Origin of the sequence: Synechococcus sp. PH41509, from assembly GCF_020514285.1 — a bacterium.
Taxonomy (GTDB): Bacteria; Cyanobacteriota; Cyanobacteriia; order PCC-6307; family Cyanobiaceae; genus Parasynechococcus.
This window is the reverse complement of sequence record NZ_VTLD01000016.1, coordinates 1-25481: the sequence shown is the minus strand read 5'-3', so window position 1 is coordinate 25481 and position 25481 is coordinate 1. Positions and strand designations below refer to the sequence as shown.

Sequence of the window (25481 nt, the reverse complement as noted above, 5' to 3'; positions counted from 1 at the left end):
TGTGTCTGTTCACCACTTGAGGCCGCCGCCTTGCGGGCCCAGCATCCTGAACCGTTCTCCCTAGTTACCCCGGGAATTCGCCCCCAAGGGGCAGCGGTGGGTGATCAGGCGCGGGTGATGGGGCCGGCTGAGGCGATCGCAGTCGGCGCTAGTCAGCTGGTGATCGGCCGGCCAATCACCAAAGCCGAAGACCCCAGCGTCGCCTTTGCCCAGTGCTGCACTGAGCTCAGAACTTGAAGCTCAGGCCCCCCTGCACCTGCCAACTGGTGCCGCGGTCACCACCCCAGACCAACGCACCACCGCGGGCATAGACGCCCACGGATGTGCCATTGAAGTTGTATGTGGTGTAGTCGAGTCCAAGTTCGATCAGGGCGGCGTGGTCGTCGCCGCCGTTCACGTTCCAGCGTTTGGTCTTGCCGGATTCGCGGTAGGTCACCTTTTGATCACCGCCGCTCATGCCCCAGTCAGCGGCCCAGCCCAGGCGCAGTGAGGGCAGGAACAGCGAGCGTTCGCCATCTCGGATCGGACGAGCGAATTTCAGTGAGATCTCACTGCCCACCTGATCCACTTCCATCGCGTCGTACTTGAGTCGATCCTCGAGGTCGGCACTGTGCTCGCTGAACCTGTCGAGGCTGGTGTTGGTGTAGCTGATCTGGGCCTGCGGCTCGATCAGCCAGTCACCGCTCTCCAGGGGTGCAGCAACGCTGACGACGCCGGTCCAGGAATTGCCGCTGCGATTCCCTTTGGCGGTTTCGCCGTGGGTGGAGCGGCGGTGCTCACCGTCGTAGCCACCGGCGCTGATCATGCCCCGCAGCACCAAGGATTTGCTCAAGTACTCGGCATAGGCTCCGCCTCCCCAACCATCGGTATCCCAGCTGCCGCGACCACCATCACGGCCGTTCATCTCCGCATAGGTGCCAAACAGGCCGATCCGGGTTTCATCGCTCAAGGGGATGTCGACACCCAGTTGTGCGCCGCCGTTATCGAAGTCGGCGGAGCGATTGCCCGTGGTGCCGTTGCTGCTAACACCGCCAAAACCGCGCACCCAGGCATTCACAGCGGGCTTGTTCACCTCATTGGTGAATAGCAGGCCGTGGGAATTGATGATTTCGCTATAGCGAATGCCTTCAATCTCGATGAAGACGGTGTCGTCGTCGGCATCAAAGACAACAGCATCGGCCTGTGCCTGGAGTGTTTGTTCCAGATAGGCCTCCGCAACAGCGGGATCGAGTGAATCGCTCTTCATCCAGAGCGGACGGATCAGTTCCGGTGTGGGTTCGGGCGCCGGTTCCTCAGCGAACTCGCGGTAGGGCGGTGCCGGCGGGAACTGGGTGCAGGGCCCGAAGCAGGGGGGAATGATCACCACAGGGCGCTGTTTCCTATGGGTCTTGGTTTCCTTGACTGTCTTTTGCGCTTTATCAGGATTATTTGGTTTCTTGGCTTCTTTCGGCTTGTTGGCTTCTTTCGGCTTGTTCGGCCTCTTGGATGGCTCCTCTTTGTCGTTGTCTGGAAGACACACCTCGCCTCCGAGGGGATCGAGCGTGCAGCTCTGGGCACATACATCAACTGGCCGCAGCAACTCGAAGACCAGAAGCCCAAGACTGCCCATCAGCAATGCTTGGACAACTCGTCTGGCGTGATCGCCGGTCGTCATATCGCTGATGACATCAATTCACCCATCTTGGGGATATTTGCCTACGCGTCGATTAATCCCGCTCAGTTTGGTGAGCGCACTTTCATTCACAGCAAAGGGGCTGGGATTATGAGAAATTCACTAGTTCTGGCCTGCCGGACTTCGACGGCTGATCGGGTTCGTTAGCCAGAGCCAAGGGCGATCAGCCCTTGGCTTTTTGGCCAATCTTGGGTTCGGTGCCCGCCAGCAGCCGTTCGATGTTGCTGCGGTGGCGCCACAGCACCATCAGGCTGGCCACCAACGCCACCACCACATAGGCGCTGCTGCCGCCGGAGAGCACCATCAGCACCGGCAGGCCGATGGCGGCCACCACGCTGGAGAGCGACACGATCCGGAAGATTGAGATCACGGCCATGAACAGACCAAAGCAGGCCAGACCCACCGGCCAGGCCAGCCCCAGAAACATGCCCAGGCCCGTGGCCACTGCCTTTCCGCCTTTCCAGCCCAGCCACACCGGCCAGATGTGACCGGCCAGTGCCGCCAGGCCCGCCAGCACCTGCATCCAGTCACTGAGGCCAACGCTTTTCGCCAGCAGTACCGCTAGGGCGCCTTTGCCCACATCGATCAGGAATACCACCATGGCTGGGCCCTTGCCCACATTGCGAAGCACGTTGGTGGCACCGGTGCTGCCGGAGCCGCAATCGCGCAGGTCGATGCCCTTGAGCCATCTGCCGGCGAGGTATCCGCTGGGGATGGCTCCCATCAGGTAGCCGATGGCCAGGAGTAGCAAGGAGGTGAGGGCTGTTTGGATCACAGCAGATCGTCGTCGTCGAGGCGTTCACCCGGCCCGGCCGCGAAGGCCAGCCAGAGGGGGAACTGAAGCACGGGGATGTCGACGCTGCGCTCAGCGGCATCGATCAGGATCAATGGCACCTCGCCCCGCTCCTCCAACCGGTCGGCGCGTTCCACTAGGGCTTCCGGGCGTTCGAACAGCACGATGCCACTGCTGGGGCCGAAGTCTTCCCGGCCCAGCCCCAGGGCGTCCTGCAGACCGCGCCGCCATTCGCCGAGCCGCTCGGGGCCACCGGCCAGCACCAGGCACTGGAACTGATCGCCATACAGCTCGCCGATCACGGCGATCAGGGCGGCACTCACCAGGATGTTGCGGGGCCGGGTGCCGCGGCTGGGCTGGGCGCCGCGTCCCCCTTGATTGAAGAACCAGTCCTCCAGCAGGGCCGTGTCGCGGGCGTCGATGCTGCGCCGCAGGTTCCAGGGGTCGGCGTAGACGTCGGGCTGTTTGAGGAACCGCTCCAGGGTCTGGCGGATCAGGGCTTCATCGGGGCGGAAGGTGTCCGCTACCGCTGGCGGTGGGGTGCTCTCACCGGACTTCTCCGGTACCGCTGCGTTGTCTGCCGCCTGATCGAGGGGGGAGGGCTGCACCACCATCGGCTGCACCACCAGCTCCAGGTTTTCCACGCTCTGAACCAGGTCCTGCAGGGCGCCGCCCAGGTACTCCTGGAAGCCCTTCACGCGGCGGGCGATGGCGTCGGATTGGCCGGCAAAGTTGACCTTCAGTTCGGTCTCGAGTTGCTCCTTACGGGAGGCCAGGGCAGTGATCTCCGCCTGCAGTGCATCGCGGCGGTCCTGCAGATCCTTGAGGGCCAGCTCCAGCACCGGATTGGACTCTGCCGCGGCTGGCTCGGAGCTGGTTTCGCTGGCAGGTTCACTGCTGGTTTCGCCGCTGGATTCCGCAGGGGCCTGCTCCGTTTCAGGCGCCTGGCTGGTCAGGTCGGTGTCGTCGGGCATTGCGTCAGCTGCCGTGCTCTCCATCCCTCCATTCCAGCCGAAGGGGCCGCAGAAAAAAAGTGGGCATCACAACTGAGGCGTTGTTGCACGATATTCGTGCGATTTCGTCACTGATCTGTTTCGAAATCGTGCTATGTCTTGGGTGTGCTCGTGTCGTCCTTGGGCACTTCCAGGGATCCAACCCGCAGTTCGAGTTGCTCCCGCAGCTCCTGGGGGCTGAACAGGATCGGAAGAAAGTGAATGCTCTGGGTTTCGCGGAAATAGAACAGGCCCGGCAGCCAGGGAGCGAACAGCCGCCAACTGAGCCATTGGGCGTAGGGGAAGCGGCGTAGCTCGCGGCCGTTCTGCCAAACAATCAGAGCCTCCTCCTTGAATTCCAGGCGCAGGCTGGCGCTTTGGATCAGCAGAAATAGGCCGAACAGGGCCACCACCAGGGTGGGCCAGGGGGTCAGTGGCAGCGGCAGCAGCGCCAGGCCGAGGCCTACCACCAGCAGCGGCAGCCGCACATCCGGCTTGAGGGTGACGGGTGTTGGGTTTGAACTCATGTTCCGAACAACACCTGGGTGAGAACGACATCCATCAGGGCCACCAGAATCAGAATCATCACCACCGCGCCTGTGGTGCTTGTGCCCACTTCTTTGGGGCCTCCGCGGGTGGTCAGCCCCCAGCCGCAGGCCACCGTCGCAATGATCAGCCCGAAGACCAAGGCCTTCACCAACATGAATGGCAGGTCAAGGGGGTCCATCCAGGTACGCACCGAGGTCCAGAACACCGTCGGCGGAATGTTGTACAGGGCTGTGCTGGTGAGTTGGCCTGACCACACCGCCACGAGGAAAAAGAAGAAGCACTGCACCGGTGCCATTACCAGCATCGCGATCATTCGGGGCACCACCAGGTACTCCACCGGATCGGTGCGCAGCATTGTGATGGCGTCGATCTGTTCTGTCACCTTCATGGTGCCCAGCTGGGCGGCGTAAGCAGTGGCCACCTTGCCGGCCAGCAGACAGGAGGTGAGCAGGGGCGCGATCTCCCTGGCCAGGCCGATCGCCAGGATGCCGCCCACCGTTGATCCCGCTCCCTGGCGGGTGAGTTCGGCTGCGACTTGAATGTTGAACACCGAGCCAGCGGCTACTGAAATGATCAGCACGATCAGCACGCTGCCGGGGCCAGCCTCCAAGAGTTGATCGAATAGCTCCCCTCGATCGATGCGTCCTCGCAGGGTGGCTGCCACGGCCTGTCCTCCGATCAGCAGGCTGGATCCCAGGCGTTTGATCGAGCGGGGAGTCTTCATCCGGCGGCCTTCTGCAGATGGGCTCCACGGTCAGGCCAGCCTCGCATCACTGCAAGGCCACAGAGCACAAGGATGGCTGGAAGCAGGCCCATGCAAATGCGGATCGCCAGCAGGGCTGAATCTGGCTGTTCGATGAAGCTCAGGGCTCCACTGCAGTCGCCCCCCTTGGCTGAGATGTAACCCGTGAGCGACAGCAGGCTGCCGAACACCGACATGGTTAGGCCGATGATCAGTTTTTGGCCGAACACCATCCAGGCGGTGTAAAGCCCGGCGGGTTTGCTCGGGTCGGCGTCGATGGCATCGGGAAGCAGCGACCAGGGGATCAGATAGGCGGTGGCGGCTCCCACCCCCACCAGAGAAATCAGGCCGACCAGCGGCAGCAGTTGCACCAGGCCGGGATTCGCCGGTAGGGGTGGGAACACCATCGACAGCAGGCAGGCCGTTATCCAAAGCCACGCGCCCCAGCGCAGGGTGGTCACTCTGCCGTTGCGGTTGCTCAGGGTGCTCCAGAGCTGAAGGCCCAGCAGGGCGGCGATCTGGAAGGGCAGCAGGATCCAGGTGGAAAGGTTGGCGGGTACATGCACCACCTGCACCAGCCAGATCAGGGCCACCACCTGCATCAGTTGCAGGCCGAACCAGAGCAGGACGTACAGCCCCAGCACCTGGCGGAAGCGGGGGTTGGCCAGCACCCGTTTCAGCTGCTCCATCGGTGCTTCGCTGGTGGGAACGGGGCGCTGGGCTCGTTTGGCGTAGGGGGCGAGTCCCCAGCAGCAGAGGAGTGTGGCGGCGGCCGCGATGCTGCCTGTGATGCGACCCATCGCTAGGTACCCACCGCCGCCATCGGTCAGCACCACTGATGCGACGACCAGTCCACTCAGGCCAGCCAGGATCGATCCGGTGAATCGCGCCGCATTGAGGCGGGTGCGAATGGCAGTGTCCGGCGTTAGTTCGGTGCTGAGCGCGGCGTAGGGAAGGTTGACGCTCGTGTAAGCGGTCATCAGCAGGATCGCCATCAGCGCGTAGTAGCCCGTGCGCTGCCAGGTGCCCCCTGGGGGGACCCACCACATCGCTGCCAGGCTGATGCCCAGTGGTAGGGCTGCGGTCAGCATCCAGGGCAGGCGTGGGCCCCAGCGGCTGCGGGTGTGATCGCTGAGCCAGCCGATCAGCGGGTCATTCAGTGCATCCCAGACCTTGCTCACCGTGAGTAGGGAGCCGGCGATGTAGGCCGGCAGGCCTGCGGCGCAGATGAAAAAAGGGAAGAGATAGAAGCCCAGCTGGGTTGCGGCAAGTCCAGTACCGGCGTCGCCCAGGCCGTAGGCGAGCATCAGCCTGCGGCGAGACCCCTGCAGGGATGCGTCGGTCGGTGTCACTCGGAGGCTTCGGGCAGGCGGATTGCCATAATGAACCCGTGCTCACGACACCACCAGCCCTGCGGCAGTGGTTCGTTTGTACTAAGCGGGTGTTGTGTAATGGTAAGACCTCAGCCTTCCAAGCTGATGACACGGGTTCGATTCCCGTCACCCGCTCTGTTCACAACCGAAGGTCGGTCGTCTCCTCCTCGGCGAGCAGCAGCACGAAGCTCCTGCTCTGCAGCGGAATCTCCACACCGCTGAAGTTGGCCGGTTCTGCCGGAAAATCTTTGGGACTGGGCAAGGAGGTGTCGATCACCCGCTTCCAGGGAGAGGCCGGAATCGGCAACTCAAAACTGAGACTTTCCTTGTAGGCGTTGAAGCCCATCCAAAGCAGTGCGCCGCGGCTGCCGCTGTGGAGGCTGGTGGCTGTGGTGCGGCTCCAGCCCGCCCAGTCGGGTTTGGCCAGGCTTACCCCATGCCATTGACGCCAGAGATCGCTCTGTTGTTGTGATGATTTGCGGTTGCTCTCTTGCGGCGGCACCAGAGGGTTAAACAGCTGCGGCAGGGCCTGGCGTAGGCGCAGTAGGCGTTGCAGAAACTGCTTGAGTTCCAGGTCGCAGTGGTCTTCATCCCAGACCATCCAGCCAAGCGGGCTGTTCTGGCACCAGCTGTTGTTATTGCCCCCCTGGCTGCGGCTCACTTCGTCGCCCATCAGCAGCATCGGCACGCCACGGGCCAACAGCAGCGAGCTGAGCAGGTTGCGCTGCTGACGCCGACGCAGGGTTTGCACCAGGGGATTGCTGCTGGGGCCTTCGATGCCATGGTTCCAGCTGTTGTTGTGGTTTTCGCCGTCGCGGTTGTCTTCGCCGTTGGCCAGGTTGTGTTTGCGGTTGTAGCTCACCAGATCCGCAAGGGTGAAGCCGTCATGGGCGGTAATGAAGTTCACCGAACGCCCCAGGGCGACCGGCTTGCCGTCATAGAGATCGGGGCTGCCCTTGAACCGCTGGGCCAGGGTCCAGGTGCTGTGCTCGTCTCCCTTCCAGAACCGCCGCACCCCGTCGCGGAAATGGCCGTTCCAGGTGCCAATCCGCTCGGCGGGAAAGTCCTCCAGCCGATAGAGGCCGCCGCAGTCCCACGGTTCGCTCACCAGCTTGAGGTCGCTTAGGTGCGGATCGGCCTCCATCGCTGCGAACAGGGGTGGCTCGTCCAGGGGTTTGAGTTGATCGCCGCGGCTCATAGCGATTCCCAGGTCGAAGCGGAAGCCATCCACCCCCAGCTCCAGGGCCCAGCAGCGCATCGACTCGAGGATCAGCTGGGTGCTGATGGGTGTATTGGCTGCAATCGAGTTACCGCAGCCGCTTACGTCTTGATAGTCGCCGACTTCGTTCTGGTGGTAGTAGACGTTGTCGGCACATCCGCGCCAGCTCAGCGTGGGGCCATGCCGGTTGCCTTCAGTGGTGTGGTTGTAGACCACATCCAGAAGCACTTCGATGCCGGCGTCATGGCAGGCGGCCACCAGTTCACGCACTTCATGACGGGCCTGCAGCGGATCGGCACTGCTGCAGTAGCCGTGGTGGGGTGTGAACCAACTCAAGGGGCTGTAGCCCCAAACGTTGTCTCTCCCGGGAGGGGCATCGGCAGGATCGAAGCAGAACACTGGTAACAGCTCAACAGCTGTGATGCCCAGCTCCTTGAGATAGGGCAACTTCTCGATTAGGCCGAGGTAAGTGCCACGGTGCGCGACGGCGACCCCTGCATCCTCCCGGCGGGTGAAGCCCCCCACATGCAGCTCGTAAATCACCGTGCGTTGCCAGCTGTTGCGCGGTCGGGGATGGGCTTGGAAATCAAACAGATCCCGCTCGCAGACCACCGCCTTGAGGCAGGCATGGGCATTGGGTGAGGGGCCGGTGGCTAGCACCCGGTCGTAGACATCCCAGCCGCTGATGGCGCGGGCGGTGGGGTCCAACAACACCTTTGAAGGGCTGAAGCCGTGTCCACCCGGAGCCAGCGGACCGAAGACGCGGTACCCGTAACAGCAACCTTCGCCGAGCCCCTCGACCTCCACGTGCCAGTAGTCGCCGGAGCGGTGACGTCGACCATCCAGTTCGATCACCCGCTCTGGACTGCGGTCATTGCCGCTGCCGTAAAGCAGCAGTTCGATGCGGTCAGCCTCGGGTGCCGCCAACACGAAGTTCACACCTCTGGTGGTAAGGCTGCTGCCAAGGGGCCAGGGGGAACCGGTGTGAATGCCACTCAAGGCTGTTGGGGCATCTCAACTTCAAACTAGTGGTTTGGTCCGTTGTGTGAAGCGATGGCGATGACCACCACACTTGAGGCCGGTCGGCCGCCGCAGCAGCTGCGCGACAACCTCTGGTTGTTTCCGCCCAACCGCGATAGCCAGGGCGGCAGCGCCTGGTGGCTGAATCTGGATCCCGAGCCGGTTCTGGTGGACTGTCCGCCGTTGACGGAGGCCAGCCTCACCGCCCTGCGTCAGCTGGCGGGATCGCGCAGCCCGAGGATCTTGCTGACCAGTCGTGAAGGGCATGGGCGCTTGCGTCGCCTGCAGGAGCGTTTGGGATGGCCGGTGTTGGTTCAGGAACAGGAGGCCTATCTATTGCCCAATGTTCAGCCGTTGGAGACCTTCGCTGAGCAGCACACCACGGTCGCTGGCTTGCAGCTGTTGTGGACGCCGGGTCCGACGCCGGGAAGTTGTGTGGTGTTCGCCCCGGCACCTAACGAGCTGTTGTTCTGCGGGCGTTTGCTGACGCCATGGGCTCCAGGGCAGCTTGCACCCATGCGCCATGCCAGGACCTTTCACTGGTCCAGGCAGCTCAATAGTCTGGCCAAACTTAAGGGTTGGATTCCCCCAGATGCCTGTCCCCATCTACTGTCTGGGGCTGCACTCGGTGCCCTGCGTGGGGAGCGTCTTGTGTCCTTCAGTGGGTGGAGTGATGTTGCGCAGAACTGCTAAAGCATTGCGGCACAGGACGTTTCGCTTGCAGCAACCGGTTGCTCTCCATACGATTAGGCCGCTTGGGGAAGGCAGCGGCGGGACCAATACGCCGTATTTGAGCCGTCTCCCGCCCCCCGACTCTCTCTAACCAATGAACAAAGCTGATCTGGTGAATCTGGTGGCTGCTCGCACCGAGCTCACCAAGACCGACGTCTCCATGGTTGTCGACGCCGCCATCGACACGATCATTGACTCCGTGGTTGAAGGCAAGAAAGTGTCCATCTTGGGTTTCGGCTCGTTTGAGCCCCGTGAGCGTTCCGCCCGGCAGGGTCTGAACCCCAAGACAGGCGAGAAGATCGCGATTCCTGCCAAGCGTGTTCCCGCGTTCACTGCCGGCAAGATGTTCAAAGATCGCGTTCAGGGCTGATCCACGGTTCACCTTCGTTCTCCAGGCGGCCCGTTGGGTCGCCTTTTTTGATGTCTGTTCCGGAGCATTTGCTGCAGCATCTGGAGGCGGGTCGAGCCTTGTCTGCCGGTGGTGGCTACCGGGGACGTTTTGCCCCGTCCCCCACAGGGGTTCTTCATCTCGGCAATCTGCAGACTGCGCTGCTGTCGTGGTTGGCGGCACGTCAGGCCGGTGGTACCTGGTTGCTGCGCATTGATGACCTCGACACGCCGCGCAATCGCACCGGTGCAATTGAGTCGATCCAGAGGGATTTGGCCTGGCTGGGTTTGTCTTGGGATGGCCCCCCCGTGCTGCAGAGCGAACGGCGTGGTGTCTATCACTCCTGGTTGTCGTGGTTGCGCCGTTCCGGTCGGGTGTTCGCCTGTCGCTGTTCCCGGCGGGAGCTGGTCGATCAGCCGATTTATCCCGGCTTCTGCCGGCAGGCTGGGCATGTCTGGGGCTGGCAGCAGCAGCGGCTACCCAGTTGGCGCTTGCGGGTCGCAGATGACGACCCCCACGGCAGTGGTGATGTGGTGCTGCGCCGGGCCGACGGGTTCATCGCTTACCAGCTCGCCACCGTGATCGACGAACTCAGTTTCGGCATCACCGATGTGGTGCGTGGTGCCGATTTGCGGGAAGCGTTGCCGGCCCAGCGCAGCTTGTTTGATGCCTTGGGTCAACACCCGCCCCTGTTCCGGCATGGGCCGCTGCTGCGTGATGCCCAGGGACAAAAACTTTCCAAGCGAGTCGCTAGTTCAGGCCTGCAAGCGCTCCGTGCCGCGGGGATGGATGCGGCCATGGTTGTCGGACGCTTGGCCTCGGGCCTCCAGCTGGTGGACCCTGATGCGCGGCTCAGTGCAACAGAGTTGCTCGAAAACCTGACCCATCAGCAGATCAATACAGTGATTTCTTAAGGATCACTTCGGGATCAGTCGAGGGATTTCGCCTCAAACTGAATTCATCGTCTGATCCTTGGGATCATGTGCACTTGCACCGTTTGTGGGGGCAGTGGAATGCAGCGTGTTTCGGGTGATCGCTTCCGAACCTGCATTGTCTGTCTTGGGACTGGTCAGCTCAGTTCAGCCGTGCAATCAGCACCGTTGAACCACCAGCCGATCAACGCCCCTGGCCTGGCCAAACTCAGTTGTCCGACCCGGCCGACGGCCTGAGCTTCGGTGGGCTGAATCTCAGCTCAGGGGAGCTTTTTGGTTGTTCTGGATCACGAAATAGGTCACCGTCGCCACCACGATCAACAGAGGCACCGCAGTGAACAGCAGCAGAGCAAGGGCGGTCCAGTCTGTGTACACGGCGGTGTGATCGATGTTGAGGCATCATCTCAGTAAATCGTCCCCCTGAGCCCTGCTCACGCGCTCCGTCACAGTCCTGCTGGCTTTCGGCATGGTGGCCCCGGCGGCCCAGGCCTCGTCCCTGGCTGCCTTTCAGGCCCGAGCCCAGCGCTGCCTTGAAGCGAGTCACCACCAGCTCTGTCAACAGGCCCTGCTTGAGGCGGAGGCCCTTCAGCGACGGGCATCGGCTCGCAGTGCATACCCCTGTCAGACGCTGCTGCTGGGCGTCCAGGCCGATTTGATCATGCAACAACTAAAGGCTGGCCGCGGTGCTCAGGCCGTTGTGGATCTGCAGGCTGCAACACGCGGCTGCGCAGGGCTCTGAAGCGAGAGCCTGTTCTCCATCGAGCTGCCCCCATATCCGGTTATTGACCAACGATGACCGGTGGAGTGCTTCCTCCACGGATGGGCGGAACCACCTTCGTTTTGCCGTCCCACTTATCGAGGAAGAGCTTGTAGAGGACGCTGTCATTGAGCGACTTGGTCAAGGTCTGAAACTTCAGAGCTTCTTGTTCTGCGATCTGAACTTCTGTTTTGGCGCGTAGAAGTTGCTGTTGCGCGATTTGCTTCTGTTCGATTGCTGCTCTGTATTCTTCAGCAATCTTGAGGCCAGTGATATCAAGGCCTTTGACCGCAACGTAGTCGAATTTGCTGAGTTCGTTTGAGACGCTTTCTTGTACAAGTGTAGAAATATTGTTCCAATCGGTTGCGATGGTATCTAATTCATACTTTGAGAAAACTGACTTCAAAGACTTCAGGAGTGATGGCTGAATCACTCGTGCGTAGATCGCAGAGTCGTCGGTCGCAATGGTGCTGTAGATCCTTGGCGCTTCCGCAGGCTTGACCGCATATTTCACAGTGGCTGTCGCTTCAATCACTTGAAGGTCTTTTGTGAGTGTCGAAAATTTTTCGGGGATGACCTGTGTTCTTACGCTGAAGTTATGGGTTGACTGAATAAAAGGGAGCTTTAGGTTCAAACCTGGTTCCCTGGGAGTATTGGAGACTTTGCCCAGGGTTGTGACAACACCAACTTCGCCAGCTGGAACAACAAAAATACTTGATAAAATGGCAACTCCACCAATGAAGATCGTCGTTATGCCGACCACGGTCTTCGTGATCTGTTCCGGCTGAGGCTTGGCTTGCATGATGATGACGTGAATCAATATTAAAAATATTAGTGATCCCTTTTTGGTTGTGAGGAAAAATATTCTGTTGATTTCTGGGCCGGCTCAGGTCATGTCTTGTTTCTTGTTTGTAGCCAGTCGTGATGACGGTTGCACTACTGCAGAGTCACAAGCAGAACTTGGTCTGACAGCCGCCAGCATGTCGCGTTGCACAACGTGGCTCACTGGTCAGCACCGCAGCAATCCAGCACGTGGACTCAACCTAATCACAAAGGAGGTGTACTAACCCAACAAACGCCTTCGTTACCTGCGGCTTGCACAGCAGGGACGCAACCTAGTCAAACATTTATCAATGAAGCCAAATAACTGATGAAACAATACTTTGATTGGAGCTCAAATTAGTGCAATTTTTTGAAATCAGGAATTCATTGAGACAAGTTTTCAGCACATTTTTGTCTTATCATTTGCCATAGAGGTCATGTCAATTGACATCACGCCAATTTTAAGATGACTTCACATCTTTGCTGCATGAGTGTTCAAGGATTGCTTATATCTTATTTCATCTTGACTTAAATCACTTGATTGCTTGCCACTACGCTCATTAGGCAAGGTGACAACAATGAATAGTTCTACTAGAAATTCAACTGCTTCCATTGGTGCCTTTGCATCTGACTGACCAAGTGTCTTGCCTTGCTTTGGCATCCACATCCCCCCCCCCGCTCTAAGGATCAGCAGATGCTCCCCAAAAGGATCCACTAACTGCCAGCCAACACGACGCAGCTCCTTCCACGGCTGCTCTGCAGCGTCTCTACGCAGGTGAATGCGGGTCTTTAGGAGTGGCGCCTCACCAGGTATTGGCGCACCCGTGTCGACAAATACCTTTGGATCTCTGATCCAGCTCTTCTCAAGCAATAAACAGGACTGCCGCGCAACTTTCGACAAAGACATACCAAGATTCGTCGGTCAAGTCACACCGGGGTAAATCCAAAGCTCAACATCGTATTCTTTAGTGAATCCAATTTTCTGATAAAAAGGTGCTGCCTCTGGCACTGATTGAAGCTCAATACTACCTACCCCTCTATCCTTAAGATAGTTAATTGCATTAACCAGCAGTCTGCTTCCTATTCCTTGCTTCCGAGCCATTGGACATGTTGCCAACCAGCTAACAAGCCCTTGACGGCCAAATCTATAAGCAGTAATGGACGCCAGAATTTCACATTGACTAACTGCCACCCAGGTACAACAAACATTTTTGGGATAAGTCACTAAGTGAGCTGTGGCGACTTGAAAGGCATAGTCCCTAGGAATCTTATGCACAAGCTCATAGTGCCTAACAAGCTCATGCAAGTCGGCAGGCCTTGCAATACGTATCGACCGACAAATCAGACTCTCCTGCAATTTTATTCTTGGCGGAACAAGCATTGAGTGGATAGACATGTGCGCGAGAATCTGGGCAGAGCTGAACCCAAATTCCTTTAGCTCAGACCGCTGCTCGCTTATTTCTTGATCAGGCCATAGTAACCATGCAAAAGGCCACGGCATATTTGAAATCCATTCCATAAGCCTCAAACGCTTATCAGATGCACTACTTAAGACTATATTTGCTCCAGAAGCTTTGAAACCGCTCGACAACCAGACCAGCTCTTTATAAGTACACAAGGTCGCACAATTGGCAAGCTGTAATTGCAAGGCCTTAGACAATAGATCTCTGGAACTTCTTGTGTTTGACATACAATCAACAACTATCTCTTTATCTTGGCAGTCAATCAACAATAATGCTAGAGCCTTGACTGATCCAACTCAAAGAAATATTTGCACATAGGTCAATTAGTGTCTTAACAGCCAATCATCACGCTCGAGGAATGATCACGCGCTACCCGAAAAGGGAAAGCGTCGTAACTATTTCTAACACTTGCTTGGCATTATTTTGCCCGATTTCAGAGGGCTGTATCCCAGACCTGAGCAATCAATAAAAACCCCGCCATCATTGACGGGGCTTCAGGAGCGGTGGCTTGCCAGGATTCGTTAATGGCTTGTGCCGTAAATCAGGCAATGACTCCTAGTAGCGCGGGGAGATTTGGAGCTTTGATCGTGTGAGAAAAAGTGTTAGGTATCTCTACGAGATTCGCCAAGACATAAGTAAGTCACTGCAATTGATTAGCTTCTCTTTTCACGGTGCATCCAGCTGATCCAGTCTGCAGAAATTTCCTGTGGACAGACCGCTTCGCATTCCAGGTTGCTGCTGCAGCTTCCGAATCCCTCTGCCTCCATCTGGCGCTGCATGGCATCGGCGCGTCGGGCCCGTTCCGGTTGCCCCTGTGGCAGCTGACCCAAATGCGCCAGTTTGGCGGCCACGAACAGGCTGGCTGAGGCATTGCGGCAGCTGGCGACGCAGGCGCCACAACCGATGCAGGTCGCTGTGCTGAAAGCGCTAGTGGCTTGCTCCCGCCCCACCGGCAAGGCGTTGCCATCCGGGGCCTGACCAGTGCCTGTGGAGCAGTAGCCCCCGGCGGCGATGAGGCGATCGAAGGCTGAGCGGTCCACCATTAGGTCCTGGATTGGAGGGAAGGCTCGTGCGCTCCAGGGCTCCAGGGTCAGCACCCTGCCATCGCTGAACTCCCGCAGGTAGAGCTGGCACACCGATGTGGCGGTCCGAGGTCCATGGGCCTGGCCATTCACGAGGAAGCCGCAGCTGCCGCAGATCCCTTCGCGGCAGTCGTGCTCGAAGCTCACGGGCCGTTCTCCGGAGCTGATCAGTTGTTCATTGAGCTGATCGAGGGCTTCCAGCAGGGAGAGGTCGGGGGAGACGTTCTCCAGCAGATAGCTCTGATGTGTCCCGGGTCGATCGGCGCTGCTCTGGCGCCAGATGCGCAAAGTGATTTTCATTTGTAGCTCCGGGTGCTGGGTTGCAGCGTGGTGAACTGCAGCGGTTCGCTGTGGCGGATCGGCTCTCCGTCTGTGTTGTGCTCCCAGGCTGCGATGTGAGCGAAGTTGACGTCATCCCGGCGAGCTTCGCCGTCCTCACTCTGGTGTTCCTCGCGGAAGTGGGCGCCGCACGACTCCTCTCGGGCCAGGGCATCCCGCAGCATCAATTGGGCAAGCCCGAAGAAGTCCTTGACCCGCAGAGCTTTCTCCAGCTCGGCATTGGGGCCGCTGGCGTCGCCCGGCACTCGCACTTCAGTGTCGAAACGTAGTTCTAGGGATCTCACCTGCTGCAGCCCCTCCTGTAAACCATCGGCGTGGCGGCTGATGCCGCAGCGGTCGATCATCACGCTCCCCAGCTCGCGATGGAAGCTGTCTACCGGGGTGTTGCCTTTGCTGTTGAGCAATTGGCTGATCCGGGTGCGGGTGCTCTCCAGGGCTTCGCGGCATGCGGGGTGGTCCGTCGGGACATCCTCAGTGGGCCTGCTCGCCAGCCAGGCGGTGACCGTGGACGGCGCGATGAAGTAGCCATCGGCGAGCCCTTGCATCAGGGCGCTGGCACCAAGCCGGTTGGCGCCATGTTCGGAGTAGTTGGCTTCCCCTAGCACGAAGAGGCCTGGAACCGAACTCATCAGGTGGTAGTCGACCCAAAGGCCTCCCATCGTGTAATGCGGGGCTGGATAGATCCGCATCGGTTTGCTGTAGGGGTCGTCGCCGCTGATCCGCTCATACATCGTCATTAAGTTGCCGTAGCGCGTCGCAATGGCGTCGCGACCTTCGGCCTTGATGGCGTCGGTGAGGTCGAGGTACACCGATCTCCCGCCTGGGCCAACGCCCTGCCCGGCGTTGCAAAGCTCCCTGGCTCGCCTGGAGGCGACGTCCCGCGGCGTCATGTTGCCGTAGGTGGGATACAGCCTCTCCAAGAAGTAGTCGCGCTCCCCTTCAGGAATCGCATCAGGAGGACGAGTTTCGCCTGGGTTTTTGGGCAGCCAGACCCGCCCGTCATTGCGCAGGCTTTCGCTCATCAGTGTCAGCTTGCTCTGGAAGACATCGCCACTGGGAATGCAGGTGGGATGAATCTGGGTGAAGCAGGGATTGGCGAACAGCGCTCCTTTGCGGTGGGCTCGCCAGATTGCACTGGTGTTGGACTTCAGCGCATTGGTGGAGAGGAAGTAGACGTTGCTGTAGCCACCAGTGCAGAGCAGAACCGTGCGTGCGGTGTGCACCTCCAGTTCACCGCTCAGCAGATGGCGTGCCACAACACCGCGCGCGACCCCATCGACCGTGATCAGCTCGAGCACATCCCGACGGGTGAGCAGGTCGATGCGACCCAGCTCCACCTGGCGCATCAAGGCCTGGTAGGCGCCGTAGAGCAATTGCTGGCCGGTCTGACCACGGGCATAGAAGGTGCGGCTCACCAGAGCACCGCCGAAACTACGGGTGGCGAGGCTGCCGCCGTACTCTCGCGCGAACGGAACACCCTGGGCCACGCATTGGTCGATGATGCCGCTGCTGATTTCCGCCAGCCGCTGGCAGCCCGCTTCCCGGGCTCGGAAGTCGCCCCCCTTGAGGGTGTCGGCGAACAGGCGCGAAACGCTATCTCCATCGACCGCAACGGAACGCGCGGCATTGATGCCGCCCTGAGCCGCCACCGAATGGGCGCGGCGTGGACTGTCATGGAAGCTGAGCACAGTGACCCGGTAGCCCTGCTGCGCCAAGGTCGCAGCGGCTGAAGCACCTGCCAGGCCGGTGCCCACAATGAGCACATCCATCTGCCCTTTGCGTAAGGGGCTGATCAAGGGCAGTCCCTCCCTGGTCCGTCGCCAGGCATCGGCGAGCGGACCGGAGGGAATCCTTGGGTCAGGCCAACCACTGGTCATGCCAATCCTCCGAGGGCCAGTGCCAGGCTGATCAGTAGAAAGCCTCCTCCGACGACAGACGCCAGCAGGCGACCTCCCCAGCGGATGGTGGGGCCGTTGGCTGGCGTCAGCAGCCCCAGGTTGCGATGTGCTGCCTCGGCACCGTGCAGAAGGTGCAGCCCGATGGCCAGGCTTCCGGCGGCATAAAAAAGCAAGCTGATTGGTTGTTGCAGCACCTGCAGCAGCGCCTCTTTCTCCAAGCCGTCTGCAGGACGGGGCCAGCGCAATTGCTGCAGATGCAGGGCCAGGAATCCCAATGTGATGATGCCAACAGCAACTTTGCTGCGGCTGGCGAGAGCCTCGAGCGGTCGACCGCGACGGCTGCGCAGCGCAGCTGTATTACCAGCGCGACGATTTCGCAGCGTTTTTGCGGCGGTGAAGACCAGATGAACGGCTGCCGTGGCGGCTAAGCTGACCTCCAGCAGAGGCAGCCACGGCTGGTGATGCAGGGCTGTGGCGTACAGCTCGAACTGCACTGGTGCGATCAGGGCGGGCAACAGACCGGCCAGATGAACCAGAAGAAAAAGCACCAGCAGCAACCCGCTGAGGCCTGATCCAATGCGCATCAAGGTTGGCTTCTGCATCAATCCCAGAACACAGGATTTCGGCTGGGACGATATCTGCCGTAGTCGAGTTCACCAGGCATCAGGTCTTCACCGATCACCACACAGATCGTATTGAGAGGCATCGAAAAGCTGCTGCCGTCTTGATCGAATGGCCCCTCCACATAGGCACCAATTCGTTCGGCAATCAAAAATCCGAGAAATAGCAGGATTCCTGTGAGCGCTGAACCCTGGCTCGCAAAGGAGAGCAGCAACTGGGTCCCGAACACCCAATTGATCACACGAACGAAGAGGTCGTAGGGCGGTGGGATGGGGGTGTTGCGGATCCGTTCGAGACCACCAACGGCATCGCTCATGGCTTCACTGATCTCCATCAAACGGTTGCGACCCCAATCGCTGATCCACTGATCTTCTGTCAGCTGTTGAATGCCCCTCATCCGTTGAACTGCAAGGCTGCGAACTGTGCTGTCGGCCGGAAGCGCGAGCTGATGCAGCAGCTGTTGGTGCATCAACTTGAGATCGGGGTGCCAGAAGTTGCGCAATTGAAAGTTCAGTTGCCAGACGATGGCCACCTGAAGCTGCACCAACTGCTTCGATCGTTCACTGTGCCATTGCTGCTCATTCAGCAACCCGCGCAGGCCGTCGGCCCAGACGCGGCTTTTGATCACAACGGATCCCCACAGGGTTCGTGCTTCCCACCAACGGCTGATGGCCTGGGTGTTGCGGAAACCGATGAAGATCGACATGGCGATGCCCAGAACCGCCACGGCCTTGGTGCTCAGTAACCAGTCTTTGAGGTGAAAGTCGAGCGGGATCAGCACGGCACTCACCAGCACCAGCATTCCCAGATCTACTTTCGCCCGTTGCACCAGTTGCAATGCCACCCGCCAGTAGTCGCGTTGGTTGGTGGCGGCCGGATCCCCGTAGCTGCCTGTTTCGAAGACCACGCCTCTTGAGGGAAGCATCACAGAACGTGCACGGCGCTGGTTTTCAAGTATTGACGTTGCCATCTTGCGTGGAGTTCTAGGAAGCCGGACGTGCGCGTCTCGTCCCGTCGTATTCGCTGGTTGATCCCATTGGTGGCAACGGTTCTGGCGATTGTCTTTTTCAGCCAGTCGATGCTTCGCAAGCCTGCGCCCAGTCCGGCTGTTGCGTTACCTCAAGCACAGATCGACTGGAATCGGTTGTCTGAAACATTGATTGATGTTCCAAAGCCTCGATCAGATCCCGAGGAACTGCTGGAAGTTGGTGGATATGTCACCAATTTAAGTGATTTAGACCTTTTGGAGAATCGTTATTCCATTGAGCTGCTTTTATGGACATTATGGTCGGGCGATCCTGAGCTCAACCCAAGCGATACACTTTCGGTTCTTAATGGAATCTATGACGGAGATATTCAGCGTTTTGAACGTGTGAGACAGGAGGTCAGGGCTAATGGAGATATTTGGACTCTTTATCGCGTAAGGACTCAGGCTGTACAGCGTTGGAAGTTGGAGCGTTATCCATTTGACAGTCAGTCCCTACGTCTAGATATTGGCTTTGCTGATCCGTTTCAGGACGCTGGGATTGACGTCTTTCCCTCTAATGGCTTCTCCTTGAATCCTGGTCTGATCCTTCCAGGTTGGTTGATTCAAGATATCCAGGCTTATCCTTCGAAAGTGGCCTTGATGAGCGGGCTTGGCAGTGAAGATATCCCATTAATTAGGCAGCAAACAGTTGTCTTTGAGATGTTTTTGAATCGCATTAGTCTGCTTTGGTTTACGCCTGATTTTCTTGGCTACATCTTGGCTGTTGGGCTTTGCTGTATGTCTCTTCTGATTAGTCGCAGCCGAGACGATTTGATTCTTGCAGCGGTGGTCTCGGCGGGCGGTAATTATGTTTTCATCGCCGGCAAGCTGCCTGTTACGGCGATGAGTGGATTTATAGGCAACTTGCAAATTATTATTTTTGTGGGAATCCTTTATGTCGTTGCTGCGGATGAGTTGATTGATCAGCATCTATCGCGTTATTCGCAAGGTATATCTTCTGTGCTGCGTCTCGGTCTTTTGCCAAGTTATTTGGCATTTACTTTGTTTGGGGTTTACTTGATCATTCCTTCTGGCTGATGGCTTCCGTTCGCTTTGGTTCTAAAACTCTGGCCTCGGCATCGCTGAGTCTGCTGATTCTGCTTGTGGCATTTCTCGCAATTCGCCCAAGGTTTTCAGACAGTCGTCTTCGTTTGGCCGATCAGCATGTTCTTACGCCGACAGAGGTGCAGTCTTTGCCTGCTGGAGTGATTCAAGTGGTTCTTAACAGGGGTTTGGGGGATACAGAGCAGGATTTTGAGTCGAAGTTGCTGCAGTTGGTGATGGAGCGGAGTGGAGCTCCCTTTGTGTTTGGGCTGGCATCGGAGAATGTCTCGCAAGATGCTGCGATTGAGGCCCTGGCGTCTGGGGCCTCGTTTGGAAAAAAGAATCCATATGCCCTCACCGTTGGGTCTTTTGGTGCAGGCCCTGCTCTGAGCGCAAGGCTTCGGGCTGTTCCTGTCCCGATTTCTGGAGGCCTTCTGGGGCTTCGTGCCGGTTGGACGCACAAAGACAATCTCCCTGAGTTGAAATCAATTGCAAATATTCGTGATCTTCGCTCTATTACGTTGCTGCAGGGTCATGGCTGGAGTGAGCTGAATATCTTCGATGCAGCGGGTCTTCGAACCTTTGAGACGGACGACAAAAATATGTTCCGTATGGTTAATACAAAGCGGGTTGATCTTTTGCCTCAAGGCATAGCAGAGCTTCAGTCTGAAGAGCCAGTCGCGAAAAAAGTTTCAGACAACATAGTTGTCGATCCGTCTCTGCTATTGGTTTATCCGCATGCTGTTTTCTTTTATGTAAGCCCTGCTAATGAGAGGCTTGCTGCTGCGATAAAAAAAGGATTTGATGAAATCATTGATGATGGCTCCTATCAGAGCTTGCTCGAGTCTGATGTTTATACGCCTTGGTTGCGCGAGCGGCTTGGGTTGCGGGAGCGGCGGGTAATTTTTGTCCCGAATCCCGATGCTCTTGGAGGTCTTGATGGCGTTGATAGGCGGTATTGGATTGTTCCCTGGGCTCAGTTCGCAGATGGGGAAATTACTGATGGCAGCCAGCTTTGTGGGTTTGCAGGCCTAAGGGCGCTGTGCTAATGATGAATTGGGAGTGGCGTTTTGATGCTCTTCTATTCGGTCTAAGTCGAGTTTTCTGCTTTGCTGCGCATTGACTGTTGGTGATCAGTTTCTCGACAACTGATTGATGAATTGAAGCACTAGAAGTATTGAGCAGCGTGATGGAGTGCTCGCTGCTGCAGTCTGAAGTCTTTTAAGTTGATGTCCATAGACATCATTGACTGGCTAGAAAGCAAGCCGATGACCTGACTTGAACAGGCGACCCACGCTTTACGAAAGCGTTGCTCTACCGGCTGAGCTACATCGGCATCGTGAGCAATTTAACATTTGCTCTGATTCTCACGGGGACGTTTGTCCGACAATCAGCGCTCCAAATCAAGCCTGGATCCCGCTTTGCGGGAGCGATTGCTCAAAGAGTCACAGACTCCCTGGCGGGGGCTCCGACGACTGCTCTGGTTCGCTCTCTTTGCCTCCGCTGGGCTCGGCCTGTTCACGATGGCCTTCCGTGCTTCCGCCGGCGACAGTGTCGACTTGGCAGATTTCGGGATCCAAGGCGGTGCCCTCCTCCTCTTCTCCGGGCTGCTCTGGTTCGACCGGGACAGGAGTGGCAGCAGTGGTGACTGATTCAGGCGAAGCCGATGGGTTGGCGTTTGCAGCAGCATCGACTTCAGCCTCAACGGCATCTTCAGCACTGTCGACATTCAGTTCTGACTCGGTGCTGACCTCCTTCTCTTCGTTGTTCAGCACCAGCTCTTCAGGCTCAATGTCAGCAGATTCCACAGACATCTTCGCGGTGTTGTCTGTGCTGTCTTGAACGGTGGTCTCATTTTCAGCGCCGTCATCCGTGTCCGGCTCCGCGGGTTCCGCGTCGATGGTTTCGTCGGGAATCTCGTTGTTCGGTTGATCGATTTCCGTTTCAGATGCGTCGATGTCTCGGTCGACGCCATCACTGGCTGATGCGTCGACGTCCGCCACCTCAACGGCTTGATCCGTGTCGTTGGCTTCGGTTTCAACAGAGTTCTCAGGAATCCCCCGGTTGATGTCTGTGCTGTCTTGAACGGTGGTCTCATTTTCAGTGCCGTCATCCGTGTCCGGCTCCGCGGGTTTCGCGTCGATGGTTTCGTCGGGAATTTCGTTGTTGGACGGATCGGTTTCGCTTTTGTCCTGGTCTTTGTTGTCTTCAGCAACGGCTGGCGCGTCGACGTCCGCCTCCTCAACGATGCCTTCAGTGCTTGGGTCTGCCTGAGCCTCCGGCCAGTCCAGGGCGGGGAGGTGGAGCAGCTGCAGGCCAAGGCTGGTGCGTTGCGTTGCAACAGCTTCAGCCCGGAAGGTTGAATCGGCAGCCGCAATTGTTGTTGCCGAACCAACCAAGACCGCTGCGGCTTGAACCAACTGCTGCAACTGCCAGACGATCAGCGCCAGCAGCGGACTGACAAGCAACAGGCTGACGAGGCGGGACTGGCCCGAAACCGGAGAAAATTCATTCACCAGCACTGCTGAATCATCGAGCCACCAGAGGGTGGGCAGCAGGATGACTGCCGCAGCTACCACAGCAATGCGGCTGCTGAGACCGCTGTGCGATGCACTGATGCGGAGTTGATCGCTGCTGCGGCTGGCCAGCGGCTGACGCACCAGCAGCAGTGACCCCCAGTCGGCGGGGCGCCGCCATAACGCCACAGTCGGAGCCAGCACCCCGACGCCCCAGATCAGAAATCGCTCTACACCAGGCACAGGTCCCGGATCCGCGCCGGCTAGAACCAGGCGGATCACCAGCAGTTCCAGTGGGATGGCTCCAAGAGCCAGGCACTGAAGCCAGAGCAGTGGCTCGCTGCGGGGCTGCACGATCGCTTGCGGGGTCAGGTGGTGAGTTTGCGACGTTGGGTGACCATCTTGAAGGCTTCAATGCGATCGCCTTCTTCCCAATTGGCGAACCGATCGGTGCCGACACCGCATTCGAAGCCTGTGGCCACTTCCTTGACGTCGTCCTTGTTGCGACGCAGGGAGTCGAGGTCGCCCTCGTAGACCACCTGTTTCCCGCGATGGACCCGCACCCGGCAGTTGCGATGCAGCTTGCCAGTGTTGACATAACAACCGGCAACGGCACTTTTGCCGATGGTGAACACAGCGCGCACCTCGGCTTCGCCCAGGGCTTCTTCCACCAGCTCCGGCTCCAGTAGACCTTCCATTGCCATCTGGATGTCCTCCAGAAGCTTGTAGATCACGTCGTAATCGCGGACGTCCACCCCGGTTGCATCTGCGGCCTTCTTGGCTCCGGAGGCCATGGAGGTGTTGAAGCCCACGATCACAGCGCCGGATGCGGCGGCCAGATCCACGTCGGTTTCTGTGATCTCACCGGGTGCGGACAGGAGCACACGCACCTGAACCTCATCTTTGGGCAGCTGTTCGAGCGATCCGAGGATGGCTTCCACAGAGCCCTGAACATCAGCCTTGAGAATCAGGTTGAGTTCCTTGAGCTCGCCGTCATTCGCTTGACCGGACATGGCCGTGAGCGAGACCCGTCGCGATGCCATCTGTTGGGCGAGACGTGTGGCACGGGCATCGGAGGCACGATCGCCCACAACAGCCCGGGCCGACTTCTCGTCGGGGTATACCTCAAACTCATCACCGGCTGTGGGGACCTCGCTGAAGCCCAGGGCCTCGACGGCGAAGGAGGGACCGGCCGACTTCAGCCGCTGCCGGTTGTCGTCCACCATGGCGCGCACCTTGCCAAGCACCGGACCAGCGGCGACCACGTCGCCGGTCTTGAGGGTGCCGTTCTGAACCAGCAGTGTGGCCACGGGGCCTTTCGCTTTGTCGAGGTGTGCCTCGATCACGGTGCCGCGGGCCAGACGATCTGGATTGGCCTGCAGGTCTTCCACTTCGGTGACCAGCAGCAGCATCTCCAGCAGCTTGTCGATGTTCTCGCCCTTGATGGCGCTCACCGGCACCATCACCACATCGCCGCCCCAGTCTTCCGCCAGCAGGTTTTGTTCGGACAGCTCCTGTTTGACCCGCTCGGGAGATGAACCCTCTTTGTCGATTTTGTTGATCGCCACCACGATCGGCACTTCAGCAGCCCGTGCATGGCTGATGGCTTCAAGGGTTTGAGGGCGGACGCCGTCATCAGCAGCCACCACCAGTACAGCCACATCTGTCACCTTGGTGCCGCGAGCCCGCATGGCGGTGAACGCTGCGTGGCCCGGGGTGTCCAGGAAGGTGAGTTTTCGCGGCTCGTTGTTGTGTTCAACCTCAACCTGATAAGCACCGATGTGCTGGGTGATGCCTCCGGCCTCTCCCGCAGCGACGCGGGCCTGACGGATGGCATCCAGCAGGCTGGTTTTGCCGTGGTCGACATGGCCCATGACGGTGACCACGGGAGGACGTCGGATCAGATGAGCCTTGTCGGCTTCCTCGATCATTTCGACGGTCTTCTTCGCAGCCTCCTCCACGTCGTCCTGGAGCACCGGCACACCGAATTCCTCGGCCACGGCCTCGATCGTCGGCATATCCAGGGTCTGGGTGACCGTGGCGATGACTCCCTTGAAGAACAGGGATTTGATGATCTCCGAGCTTTCGACGCTCAGCATGTCGGCCAGTTCCTGCACCGTGAGGTTGTCCTCCGGAACCACGATCATTTCGGGCCGTACCTGCTTGGCTTCCCGGGCTGCCCGCAGCTCCATTGCACGCCGGCGTTGACGTTGACGAGCGGTTTCTTTCTTGCGCTTGCGCATCGCCGCCATCGGCTTGGGTGCCGTGCGCTGCTGCAATTTGGGTTTTGAGGGACGAGCCAAGCTCGCTGAGAGAACCATGTTCTCCTGTTCGCCGGCGAAGCCGCCTGTCTGTGCCGCCAGCGAATCATCGTTTTCTCCGATGATGTGTACCTTCTGGCGCTGCTTCTGCGGCGAGCGGCTGCGCAGGGCTTCCAGCTTGGCGCTGTCATCCCAATCCGGCCGACCGGGACGTCGCTGGCCACCAGGGCCGCCAGGACGGAAGCTCGGACGACGGGGTGCCGATGGAGCAGTTGGACGTGCCACGGGGGGTGTGGCTGCCCCTGCACTGGCTTTGGTTGGTGCGTCGGGACGGCGGGGGGCCGGTGCCGTCGGTCGGCCGACCGGCTTCTGCAGCTGCATGAGCTCACCGGGAGCCACCGGTTTGCGCATTCCAGCTGGCATTCCTGGACGCCCAGGAGCTCCTGGACGGGTGGGAGCACCGGGACGCCCGCTGCCGGTCGTGCTGCCGTCGCGACGAATCGGTTTCCCAACCAGTTCCAATGTGTTGCCCGTGCGTGGGGGCATCCCTGGGCGACTCTGTCGTGTGGGGGCCCCAGGTCGGCTCGGTCCACCCTGGCGTTGGGGAACGCCGGTGCCAGCAGGGCGACGCGGCACGGGTTTGCCAACCAGTTCGGGCTTGGGGGTGGGGCGTGCTGGAGCTCCGGGTTTGCTGGGGGCTCCAGCACGGGTTGGTGCGCCCGGTCGTGTCGGTGCTCCTGCCCGGATGATCTGTGGTTTTTGCTGGCCCTGGCCTGGGGTGGGGCGTCCGGGAGTTCCAGCCCCGGCGGGACGTGGCGTCGGCCGAGCCGGGGTGGGTGCCGTTGGTTTAGCGGCAGCCTTGGGTTTGCTCACCAGTTCCGGTTTGGCCGCTGGCGGTTTGTTGACGGGCTGAGGCTTTGAGGCTGCTCGCGGCGCGGGTGAGCCTGCAGGCCGAGGCACGGGTTTTGAAGCCGTGGGTCGTGCAGGTGCTGAAGGCGGTTTTTGAGGGGCGGCTGGCCGTGCCGGTGGCGCCGACGCTTTCGCGGGGGCCGGCGTGGGCTTACTGATGATCGGTTTCGGCGTTGAGGCTGCCGGTGGTTTCGGGGGCGCTTGCGGCGTGGGAGCCACCTGGGGCTTGGCTGCCACAGGCTTGCTCACGGCCGGCGTGGGCTTGCTCGGTGCGGCAGGGGCTGCCTTCTTCACAGACAGGATCGCTTTCCCTGGTGCCGGTTTGGCAGG

General features: G+C 59.3%; 23 protein-coding genes, 2 tRNA genes and 1 pseudogene. 9 read left to right on the top strand and 17 right to left on the bottom strand.

Translation table 11 applies throughout. From position 1 onward, the window contains the following. Positions 1-237, top strand: a 237-nt coding sequence (locus FZZ88_RS05805) for an orotidine 5'-phosphate decarboxylase / HUMPS family protein (protein WP_230332843.1), incomplete at its 5' end; no start/stop codon positions are given. On the opposite strand, the gene FZZ88_RS05800 is transcribed toward FZZ88_RS05805, so the two are convergent. The 6 genes from FZZ88_RS05800 to FZZ88_RS05775 all read right to left on the bottom strand — a co-directional run bounded on the left by FZZ88_RS05800 (position 227) and on the right by FZZ88_RS05775 (position 6055). Further along, positions 227-1609: an autotransporter outer membrane beta-barrel domain-containing protein gene (locus tag FZZ88_RS05800; protein WP_230332842.1), complete on the bottom strand. Its 1383-nt coding sequence runs from the start codon at positions 1607-1609 to the stop codon at positions 227-229. The genes FZZ88_RS05805 and FZZ88_RS05800 overlap by 11 nt on opposite strands. 226 nt (positions 1610-1835) lie before the next feature. Continuing rightward, entirely contained in the window at positions 1836-2447 is a 612-nt protein-coding gene (gene plsY, locus FZZ88_RS05795) for a glycerol-3-phosphate 1-O-acyltransferase PlsY (protein WP_166017909.1), read from the bottom strand. Then, positions 2444-3463, bottom strand: coding sequence for a DUF3086 domain-containing protein (locus FZZ88_RS05790; RefSeq protein WP_166017911.1), 1020 nt, complete (start codon positions 3461-3463; stop codon positions 2444-2446). The genes plsY and FZZ88_RS05790 overlap by 4 nt, the downstream gene beginning before the upstream one ends. A 107-nt stretch (positions 3464-3570) precedes the next feature. Next, entirely contained in the window at positions 3571-3984 is a 414-nt protein-coding gene (locus FZZ88_RS05785; RefSeq protein WP_166017913.1) for a DUF3119 family protein, read from the bottom strand. Continuing rightward, complete coding sequence (locus FZZ88_RS05780) at positions 3981-4730, bottom strand: ABC transporter permease (protein WP_166017917.1); 750 nt, start codon at positions 4728-4730, stop codon at positions 3981-3983. The genes FZZ88_RS05785 and FZZ88_RS05780 overlap by 4 nt, the downstream gene beginning before the upstream one ends. Further along, entirely contained in the window at positions 4727-6055 is a 1329-nt protein-coding gene (locus tag FZZ88_RS05775; RefSeq protein WP_166018103.1) for an MFS transporter, read from the bottom strand. The genes FZZ88_RS05780 and FZZ88_RS05775 overlap by 4 nt, the downstream gene beginning before the upstream one ends. 130 nt (positions 6056-6185) lie before the next feature. On the opposite strand from FZZ88_RS05775, the gene FZZ88_RS05770 reads away from it, so the two are divergent. Beyond that, positions 6186-6256, top strand: a tRNA-Gly gene (locus tag FZZ88_RS05770). A 4-nt stretch (positions 6257-6260) separates the two neighbouring features. On the opposite strand, the gene FZZ88_RS05765 is transcribed toward FZZ88_RS05770, so the two are convergent. Then, on the bottom strand, positions 6261-8339 hold the full coding sequence (locus tag FZZ88_RS05765; RefSeq protein ID WP_166017919.1) for a glycogen-debranching protein: 2079 nt from the start codon (positions 8337-8339) through the stop codon (positions 6261-6263). A 54-nt stretch (positions 8340-8393) separates the two neighbouring features. Here FZZ88_RS05765 and FZZ88_RS05760 point away from each other — a divergent pair, with 54 nt between their 5' ends. The 4 genes from FZZ88_RS05760 to FZZ88_RS05745 all read left to right on the top strand — a co-directional run bounded on the left by FZZ88_RS05760 (position 8394) and on the right by FZZ88_RS05745 (position 11151). After that, complete coding sequence (locus tag FZZ88_RS05760; protein WP_166017921.1) at positions 8394-9053, top strand: MBL fold metallo-hydrolase; 660 nt, start codon at positions 8394-8396, stop codon at positions 9051-9053. Positions 9054-9186: 133 nt separating this feature from the next. Beyond that, positions 9187-9462 (top strand): HU family DNA-binding protein, encoded by a 276-nt coding sequence (locus FZZ88_RS05755; RefSeq protein WP_006850925.1) that lies wholly within the window; start codon positions 9187-9189, stop codon positions 9460-9462. 50 nt (positions 9463-9512) lie between these two features. After that, complete coding sequence (gluQRS, locus tag FZZ88_RS05750; RefSeq protein WP_166017923.1) at positions 9513-10394, top strand: tRNA glutamyl-Q(34) synthetase GluQRS; 882 nt, start codon at positions 9513-9515, stop codon at positions 10392-10394. 484 nt (positions 10395-10878) lie between these two features. Continuing rightward, a complete protein-coding gene (locus FZZ88_RS05745; RefSeq protein ID WP_166017927.1) occupies positions 10879-11151 on the top strand; it encodes a hypothetical protein in 273 nt (90 codons plus the stop codon). 40 nt (positions 11152-11191) lie between these two features. On the opposite strand, the gene FZZ88_RS05740 is transcribed toward FZZ88_RS05745, so the two are convergent. From FZZ88_RS05740 to FZZ88_RS05705, 7 genes are all read right to left on the bottom strand, one after another. After that, a complete protein-coding gene (locus FZZ88_RS05740; protein WP_166017929.1) occupies positions 11192-11971 on the bottom strand; it encodes a prohibitin family protein in 780 nt (259 codons plus the stop codon). Positions 11972-12463: 492 nt separating this feature from the next. Continuing rightward, the gene (locus tag FZZ88_RS12225; protein WP_370520024.1) at positions 12464-12898 is read right to left on the bottom strand and encodes a DUF1651 domain-containing protein; all 435 of its coding nucleotides are present in this window, start codon (positions 12896-12898) and stop codon (positions 12464-12466) included. A gap of 15 nt (positions 12899-12913) precedes the next feature. Beyond that, positions 12914-13651 (bottom strand): GNAT family N-acetyltransferase, encoded by a 738-nt coding sequence (locus FZZ88_RS05725; RefSeq protein WP_166017933.1) that lies wholly within the window; start codon positions 13649-13651, stop codon positions 12914-12916. A gap of 456 nt (positions 13652-14107) precedes the next feature. Next, complete coding sequence (locus tag FZZ88_RS05720) at positions 14108-14836, bottom strand: succinate dehydrogenase/fumarate reductase iron-sulfur subunit (protein WP_166017935.1); 729 nt, start codon at positions 14834-14836, stop codon at positions 14108-14110. Next, on the bottom strand, positions 14833-16752 hold the full coding sequence (locus FZZ88_RS05715; protein ID WP_166017937.1) for a fumarate reductase/succinate dehydrogenase flavoprotein subunit: 1920 nt from the start codon (positions 16750-16752) through the stop codon (positions 14833-14835). The genes FZZ88_RS05720 and FZZ88_RS05715 overlap by 4 nt, the downstream gene beginning before the upstream one ends. Then, complete coding sequence (locus FZZ88_RS05710; RefSeq protein ID WP_166017939.1) at positions 16749-17375, bottom strand: succinate dehydrogenase cytochrome b subunit; 627 nt, start codon at positions 17373-17375, stop codon at positions 16749-16751. Before FZZ88_RS05710 ends, FZZ88_RS05715 begins: the two co-directional genes overlap by 4 nt. Further along, on the bottom strand, positions 17375-18319 hold the full coding sequence (locus FZZ88_RS05705; protein ID WP_166017941.1) for a bestrophin family ion channel: 945 nt from the start codon (positions 18317-18319) through the stop codon (positions 17375-17377). The genes FZZ88_RS05710 and FZZ88_RS05705 overlap by 1 nt, the downstream gene beginning before the upstream one ends. Positions 18320-18433: 114 nt before the next feature. On the opposite strand from FZZ88_RS05705, the gene FZZ88_RS05700 reads away from it, so the two are divergent. Both FZZ88_RS05700 and FZZ88_RS05695 read left to right on the top strand, forming a co-directional pair. After that, positions 18434-19459, top strand: a complete 1026-nt coding sequence (locus FZZ88_RS05700) for a hypothetical protein (RefSeq protein ID WP_226423725.1) — start codon at positions 18434-18436, stop codon at positions 19457-19459. After that, positions 19459-20514, top strand: a complete 1056-nt coding sequence (locus FZZ88_RS05695) for a hypothetical protein (RefSeq protein WP_166017943.1) — start codon at positions 19459-19461, stop codon at positions 20512-20514. Before FZZ88_RS05700 ends, FZZ88_RS05695 begins: the two co-directional genes overlap by 1 nt. A 214-nt stretch (positions 20515-20728) precedes the next feature. On the opposite strand, the gene FZZ88_RS05690 is transcribed toward FZZ88_RS05695, so the two are convergent. Continuing rightward, positions 20729-20801: transfer RNA gene (locus FZZ88_RS05690), tRNA-Thr, on the bottom strand. Between the two features lie 43 nt (positions 20802-20844). Here FZZ88_RS05690 and FZZ88_RS05685 point away from each other — a divergent pair. Beyond that, the gene (locus FZZ88_RS05685; protein ID WP_166017945.1) at positions 20845-21117 is read left to right on the top strand and encodes a DUF3493 domain-containing protein; all 273 of its coding nucleotides are present in this window, start codon (positions 20845-20847) and stop codon (positions 21115-21117) included. A 705-nt stretch (positions 21118-21822) separates the two neighbouring features. On the opposite strand, the pseudogene FZZ88_RS05680 reads toward FZZ88_RS05685, so the two are convergent. Then, positions 21823-22263: pseudogene (locus tag FZZ88_RS05680) on the bottom strand (low-complexity tail membrane protein); the annotation flags it as partial. 86 nt (positions 22264-22349) lie between these two features. Continuing rightward, positions 22350-25481 (bottom strand): translation initiation factor IF-2 (infB, locus tag FZZ88_RS05675; protein WP_230332841.1); only part of this gene is annotated, 3132 nt, incomplete at its 5' end.

Excerpts from the sequence above, each read along its gene's own strand:
- FZZ88_RS05800 (WP_230332842.1), bottom strand. The coding sequence starts at position 1,609 with ATGGGCAGTCTTGGGCTTCTGGTCTTCGAGTTGCTGCGGCCAGTTGAT.
- FZZ88_RS05790 (WP_166017911.1), bottom strand. The coding sequence starts at position 3,463 with ATGGAGAGCACGGCAGCTGACGCAATGCCCGACGACACCGACCTGACC.
- FZZ88_RS05785 (WP_166017913.1), bottom strand. The coding sequence starts at position 3,984 with ATGAGTTCAAACCCAACACCCGTCACCCTCAAGCCGGATGTGCGGCTG.
- FZZ88_RS05780 (WP_166017917.1), bottom strand. The coding sequence starts at position 4,730 with ATGAAGACTCCCCGCTCGATCAAACGCCTGGGATCCAGCCTGCTGATC.
- FZZ88_RS05775 (WP_166018103.1), bottom strand. The coding sequence starts at position 6,055 with ATGCTCGCCTACGGCCTGGGCGACGCCGGTACTGGACTTGCCGCAACC.
- FZZ88_RS05760 (WP_166017921.1), top strand. The coding sequence starts at position 8,394 with ATGGCGATGACCACCACACTTGAGGCCGGTCGGCCGCCGCAGCAGCTG.
- FZZ88_RS05755 (WP_006850925.1), top strand. The coding sequence starts at position 9,187 with ATGAACAAAGCTGATCTGGTGAATCTGGTGGCTGCTCGCACCGAGCTC.
- gluQRS (WP_166017923.1), top strand. The coding sequence starts at position 9,513 with ATGTCTGTTCCGGAGCATTTGCTGCAGCATCTGGAGGCGGGTCGAGCC.
- FZZ88_RS05745 (WP_166017927.1), top strand. The coding sequence starts at position 10,879 with ATGGTGGCCCCGGCGGCCCAGGCCTCGTCCCTGGCTGCCTTTCAGGCC.
- FZZ88_RS05740 (WP_166017929.1), bottom strand. The coding sequence starts at position 11,971 with ATGCAAGCCAAGCCTCAGCCGGAACAGATCACGAAGACCGTGGTCGGC.
- FZZ88_RS12225 (WP_370520024.1), bottom strand. The coding sequence starts at position 12,898 with ATGTCTTTGTCGAAAGTTGCGCGGCAGTCCTGTTTATTGCTTGAGAAG.
- FZZ88_RS05720 (WP_166017935.1), bottom strand. The coding sequence starts at position 14,836 with ATGAAAATCACTTTGCGCATCTGGCGCCAGAGCAGCGCCGATCGACCC.
- FZZ88_RS05715 (WP_166017937.1), bottom strand. The coding sequence starts at position 16,752 with ATGACCAGTGGTTGGCCTGACCCAAGGATTCCCTCCGGTCCGCTCGCC.
- FZZ88_RS05710 (WP_166017939.1), bottom strand. The coding sequence starts at position 17,375 with ATGCAGAAGCCAACCTTGATGCGCATTGGATCAGGCCTCAGCGGGTTG.
- FZZ88_RS05705 (WP_166017941.1), bottom strand. The coding sequence starts at position 18,319 with ATGCTTCCCTCAAGAGGCGTGGTCTTCGAAACAGGCAGCTACGGGGAT.
- FZZ88_RS05695 (WP_166017943.1), top strand. The coding sequence starts at position 19,459 with ATGGCTTCCGTTCGCTTTGGTTCTAAAACTCTGGCCTCGGCATCGCTG.